The organism is Thermogutta sp. (genome assembly GCF_014359955.1).
Taxonomy (GTDB): domain Bacteria; phylum Planctomycetota; class Planctomycetia; order Pirellulales; family Thermoguttaceae; genus Thermogutta.
On the sequence record NZ_JACIYL010000280.1, the window covers coordinates 1 to 5,044 of the forward strand.

General features: G+C 58.9%; 3 protein-coding genes and 1 pseudogene. 1 reads left to right on the forward strand and 3 read right to left on the reverse strand.

Features of this window, described 5'->3' with window-relative positions; all coding sequences use genetic code 11:
• On the forward strand, positions 1 to 2,852 hold a 2,852-nt coding region (locus H5U08_RS09870; RefSeq protein ID WP_297032572.1), incomplete at its 5' end, for a hypothetical protein.
• 144 nt (positions 2,853 to 2,996) lie between these two features.
• Here the strand turns inward: H5U08_RS09870 and pncA are convergent.
• The 3 genes and pseudogenes from pncA to H5U08_RS09885 all read right to left on the reverse strand — a co-directional run.
• A complete protein-coding gene (gene pncA, locus H5U08_RS09875; protein ID WP_297032574.1) occupies positions 2,997 to 3,632 on the reverse strand; it encodes a bifunctional nicotinamidase/pyrazinamidase in 636 nt (211 codons plus the stop codon).
• Between the two features lie 179 nt (positions 3,633 to 3,811).
• On the reverse strand, positions 3,812 to 4,549 hold the full coding sequence (locus H5U08_RS09880) for an NUDIX domain-containing protein (protein WP_297032576.1): 738 nt from the start codon (positions 4,547 to 4,549) through the stop codon (positions 3,812 to 3,814).
• Between the two features lie 38 nt (positions 4,550 to 4,587).
• Positions 4,588 to 5,044 (reverse strand): annotated as a pseudogene (locus H5U08_RS09885) (NAD+ synthetase); the annotation flags it as partial.

Consider the following 5,044-nt stretch of genomic DNA (forward strand, 5'->3'; position numbering starts at 1 on the left):
TCAAAAACGCCAAAATGCTGGAAATCGACCAGACGACGCTGCTTTTCCAGGACTACTGGAATCTCGGTGAGGGGCGCGTGCTGGTTCGGCCATGCCTTCTGGTCTTTGATTCCCGCACCTCACCGTCGCAAAAATGGCCGTCGAATCTTCCGGAAATACTGATCCTCGAAGCTCTCGACGGGGCAATTTTTCAGTTCGATCGGCCGCTTGACCTGAGAACAGCGCGAATCGGCCGTTTCATTGCCGGCCAACTGCTGGGCAACGTTGTTGTGCGAGGCGAAAACCCCACCCAGGATCATCCGGATTTTCGTCTCACCACTCGCGATATTACTGTCACGGAGCATCGTGTATGGACGAATCATCCTCTGGAACTTTCCTGGGGAAAACATCGCGCCCGGGGGGCAGGGATGGAAATTGTCTTCCGGGGAAGGACGCCATTTTCGCGGGGAGGATCAGAGCAGGAACCGCTCAATGTCGATCGGTTTCTGCTCCGCCATGTCGATCGCCTTCACTTCGATCTTGAGCCCCTGAGAACTCCCGACAAATTGCAGACGACGACGCCTCCCGACTCCTCACCCACCTTATCGCGAGATGAAGCGCTTGACATTTCATGTCAGGGGCCCCTGCTCTTCATTCCGGCTCAGAAAACGATCACCCTGGAAGACCACGTGGACGTTGATCGGACCCGAAACGGCCAGAGCGTCTTGCAGCTCCGCTGCCAGCAGCTCGTTGTGACTTTTCAGAATACAGAAGGGCAGAACGGAACAAACGTTTCGCCCGCGGCGACCCAAGCGTCCCCTGATCCCGCCAACGCCAAGAAATCGGTTCCCGGCTCGCCGAAATGGCAGGTCCACCTCGTTCGGGCCGTCGGCCAGCCCGTCCGCATTGTGTTTCCCACCTGGAATGGCGAATTGCAGGGCGAGGACCTCCGCTACGACGCCACTTCCGGGGCCATGTCTCTGGATGGTTCCAACGGCGTGCAGGGAAAAAATGGGAAAGATCAGTTTTCCGCTCGGGCGGTGCAATGCCAACTGACACCAACGGGAGACATTCAAATGCTGGTGGCTGTGGGGCCCGGCAAAGCCCAGTTCACGCCCGCCAACGCTTCGCAGGAATGGATCCTGACCTGGGGACGCAGCCTGACGTTGACCACCGAGTCAAATGAGCGCATCGCCGCTCTCCAGGGCGGTGTTCAAATGGAGGCCGGCGGTCTGGGGATTCTCAGGGCCCAGGAGATCTGGTGCTGGGCAGACGCCGGTTCCCACACGGCCGATTTCGCCTCGCTTCGCCTTCGTCGCTTCGTGGCTCAATCCGGTGTCGAAGTTACTTCCTCCCAGTTTGCCGCGCAAACTGACCGCCTGGAAGCCTGGATCAAGTGGGACATCCCCCCACCAGCACAACCCTCTCCATCGTCCCGCGGCCTCTCTTTCCAGCCGGGTGAGAAGGCCTCCGGGAAGGAGAATCATCCAGCTTTCATGACAGAGACGGGCCAGATTGCCTTGCGGGCAAGTCTGTTGCGGATGGAGTTCGCAGCTTATCCGGGCCAGGCAGCGGAACTGACAGCCCTTTCTGCGGACGGTAGCGTCATTGCCGATGAACGCACCCAACAACCGGACCTCCACCCGTTGCAGCTCCGCGGTGATCACCTCGAGGTCACTCACCCCACGCGGCCTTCCACGATTTTTTCACTCACCGGAAATCCCGCCTACGTCGCGGGACGGGGTCTTGCCCTGACAGGTTATCAGATCTTTCTCGACCGCGGTCGCAATCTTCTCTCCGTTGCCGGGGTGGGTCGTCTTGACATTGACAAGTCTGCCGCACATATGTTGCCCGTCTCCGCGGACGACCGTGTTGCCATTCAGTGGAACCAGGGCATGGACTTCGCCGGCCGAACAATTTCTTTCCAGGGAGGTGTTCAACTGACTTCCGGGCCACGGCGTCTGCAGGCCGATGCGCTGGGAATTGAACTGGCACAGCCCGTCATCCTCTCCAGTCTCTCCAGTTTCGAAAGACACCAGGTGCGATTAGTGCGGGCCATCGGGAATGTGTTTGTGGAGAATCTCGAGCTCGATCCATCAGGCAACCTCGTTGCCCGGGATATATTGCGTGTCAGCGAGATCAGCGTGGATTTCTTGAGCGGCCGAATCTCCGCGCCGGGACCTGGGCGGTTCGGAACAGTCCGTCAGGCGTCCAGTGTCGCCGGGATTTTCCACACCGGCGGCACGCCACAGGCCGTCGAGCAGACCCAGCCTAACCCGGGCCGAGAAAACAACACCCAGCCAAGTTCAGCACCCAACACCAACCCCAATCAGGAAGCCAACCCTCCGCCCGTGAACACACCAGATCAACGGCTGATCATGCTGGACATCAGTTTCCACCAGCAATTGGAGGGAAACATCCAACAGCGGCAGGTGGGTTGTTACGGCCGGGTTAAAGCCCGGTATGGGGGAGTAACCACGTGGTCCGCCGAGAGGCTTCCTGACGATCCAGCGCTACTTGGTCCGGAGGGAATGGTTCTCAACTGTCAGGAACTCACAGCGTTTCAAATTGTCACCCCAGGGGAACAGCGACCCCATCTTGAGCTCGTGGCTTTGGGAAACGTCACGGTAGAAGCTCAATTTCACACGGCTCGCGCAAGGCGTCTGTCTCTGGATGAATCGAAAACGCTCCTCGTCCTGGAAGGGGACGGGGACGTTCCAGCAGAGCTTTACCGCCAGGAATTTCGTGGTGGTCCCGTTCAGAAGACGACAGCCCGGCGAATCTACTTCTGGTATTCCACCAAAACGGTCAAAGTGGACGATGCCAAATCCCTGGAGATCAGCCGGTCGCCAACCGTCCCCCTGGGTGGGTGATTTGCCCGCGGTACGGCCCTTAATCGTCGTTTCGTGAGTGGAGGGATTGCCCTCAGCACTGTGGGGGTCCCGTGGCCGCCAGTCGTCTGGGCAGCTTGTCCCCTCACCCGGCAGTGCAGGAGCGCGAGGCATCATGCGGCAAACTCACGAGCGATGCCCCAGGATCGAGTTGAGGTCGGCACTTGAAACGATCGTAACACCGGCCTCCCGAAGCTGCTGCAACGAACTTGCCACGTCGCCCGGCATCAATTCGACGCCGCGGCAGGCATCTTCAATGAGGAAAGTCTGATAGCCCAACTCGGCGCCATCCAAACAGGTCCACTTCACGCAGTAGTCGGTCGCCAACCCACTCACAAAAATGCGTGTCACGTGGTTTTCCTGGAGGTATTCATGGAGCCCGGTGGCGCGCCGTCGGGCGTTGTCGTAGAAACCACTGTAACTGTCGATAGCCGGATCTGTGCCTTTGCGGAACACCGCTCGGAAAACCCGCGTGTCAAGCTGGGGATGAAATTCAGCCCCCGGAGTTCCCTGGACACAGTGCACGGGCCACAGGATTTGTGGAACTCCGTTGATTTCCACAACCTCTCCTGGTTGTTTGCCGGGGTGATTGGCCGCGAAGCTGCAATGGTCGGGCGGATGCCAGTCCTGGGTAGCCACCACCAACGGGAAAAGTGGCATGACCCGGTTGATCACAGGGACGACTTCGTCACCCCGCGGCACCGGCAGCGCACCTCCCGGGCAAAAGTCGTTCTGCACATCGACCACGATCAGCGCGTCCATAGGCGGGAATCTCCTCTCCAAGGCCCCGTGCTGCCCATTTTTATTATCGAAGCGAGTAAAGAACCTGCCCTCCGAACTTCCGGGTTACGCATTCGCAGCGTTTGTAATGCCTTTTCTCTCAAACGACGATGGCGGTCCGAACGGAAACTCCCGTTCGGGAAACCGGCGTCGAAAATTTCTCACGTTCCAGCGAATACTTCGGGTGAAAATCCCGTGCGGGCCAGCTCTTCGTAAACCGTCGGACAGAACCGAAACAGTTTTCTCTGTCGCCCCGCGGTTTGCATTGGGGGTGAAGCGGCCTCCGCCCCCTCAGCCAGCGCAATCACACCCATTTTCAGAAGAAAACTTTGAAGTTTTCTTGCCGAAACAGAGCATCCCAGCATGATCTCATAGACCCGCTGAAGATCAACGATTGCAAAACTGTCGGGAAATAATTCCCGCCCAAACGGTCGCGTGCGGATGTCACGTCGGAGATTCTCGGTGACTTCTTCCACGATTTGATTGTGATCGAATGCCATCGGCGGCAGGGCGGAAAGGCTGAACCACTCGGCTTTCGCCGCGTCATCACCACCCTGCGGTGAATGGGCCGACTTCCAGACCACGGCGCGATAGACAATCGAGATGGTACGCCCCCGCGGGTCCCGGCCCGGTGTACCGTAAACGCCGGCAACCTCCAGCGCTGCCCCCCGAATACCGGTTTCCTCCTCCAGTTCACGTGCCGCGGCTGTTTCGAGAGGCTCGTCAATGTCCACAAACCCGCCCGGTAACGCCCACATCCCTGCAAACGGCGGTCGTGCCCGTTGGATGAGGAGAACCTCTGGTGATGAATGAGGGTGGTCGGCTTCGGTCTCGGGAAGCCCAAAAATAACGCAATCCACGCACACTGCGGGACGCGGGTATTCGTACGTGTAGCCCATCGAAAAAGATCACTCCGTTACTTGGGAAACGCCCGGTGTTACACCTTGCCGTTTTCTACTGCCTGGCGGAGTTCCGCCAGCTCCCGTTCGAATCCTCCCGAAAGAATCGGGAATCGGCACCAACTGCGTGGGTCAAGGTCTTCATCATCCACGTGAAACGCCGGCGCATACCGCTCGCGCTTCCACTGGTTGCGGCACCATAAACGGAAGAACCGCTCGACCCACGTGACCAGTTGCTCGGGCCCATAGTCGGGGAACTCGTGCCGCATGAGACGATAGATTTCCCGGGGCGATAATTTGTCGCGAATGGCCGCCTTCTCAATAAAATCGAGAATGGGATAGGGCATCAAATCGGCTTCGTCCGTCTGCTGTTGTTCGCTGGGACGCAATTCTGCCGTCGGCGTGAGGGCGTTGACCTTGGCGAGAGCCGGCACGGGATGCAACCCTTCAGGGCCCACCTGCTCCAGCCACTTCAACCACTGCCGCAGATAGGTC